Genomic DNA, 710 nt, shown 5'->3' on the forward strand with positions numbered 1-710 from the left:
GGGCAGGGCGGCGCTGCCCGCGGAACGCGGCTCAGGTCGGCGATGGCCGGTCCCGGCCCGCTCGCAGGGTGTCGAGGGCGGGGGGCAGGGTGTTGCCGGTCGTGGCCTCCTCGTCGAGGGGCAGGCTGCGGAAGACCTTTTCGGCGAGGCCCTCCGCCCCGCCCGACGCCGTCACCAGCCAGGCCGGCGCCTGGTCGAGCGCCCGCTGGACCGCCTGCGCGATAACCGCCGAGCCCACCGGCACCGACAAGGTCCGCCCGCGCACCGCGCCGGCCACGGCATTGATCGCGTAATCGCCGACGTTGCGCACGAGGCGCTCCACGAGGGAGGTCGTGATCAGGACCTGCAACGGGCCGGCGATCCGCGCCACTGCGGCGGTCGCCGCGGTGATCGCGAGCGGCACCAGGAAGGCGGTGATCAGGTGGGCCAGCGCGATCGCGCCGTCGCCCCAGGGCAGGAGGACGGTGGCATCCGTGGGCGACGCCATGCAGGGCGAGGCGGCGCAGGAGGAGAGGAGGGCGGCAAGGCCGGCAAGGACGAGGGGCGAGGGTCTCATGGCGATCTCCGGGATGCGGCAGGGGAGGGAGAACCGGGTGCTCCGGGCTCAGGCGCGTGCGCCGAACAGCGCCCGGAGCGAGGTCTTGAGGCGCGCCCAGGCACTCACGGGCGCGGTGCTCCGCTGGGGCGGCGCGGCCCGCACCGAGGGCGTG

1 protein-coding gene is annotated in these 710 nt (G+C 75.8%); it reads right to left on the minus strand.

The features are described 5' to 3' along the window. Window positions 1–31 precede the first annotated feature (31 nt). Window positions 32–556 (minus strand): hypothetical protein, encoded by a 525-nt coding sequence (locus tag FV220_RS25185; RefSeq protein WP_147833593.1) that lies wholly within the window; start codon window positions 554–556, stop codon window positions 32–34. Window positions 557–710: the final 154 nt, after the last annotated feature.

This window comes from Methylobacterium sp. WL19, assembly GCF_008040005.1.
GTDB classification, from domain to species: domain Bacteria; phylum Pseudomonadota; class Alphaproteobacteria; order Rhizobiales; family Beijerinckiaceae; genus Methylobacterium; species Methylobacterium bullatum.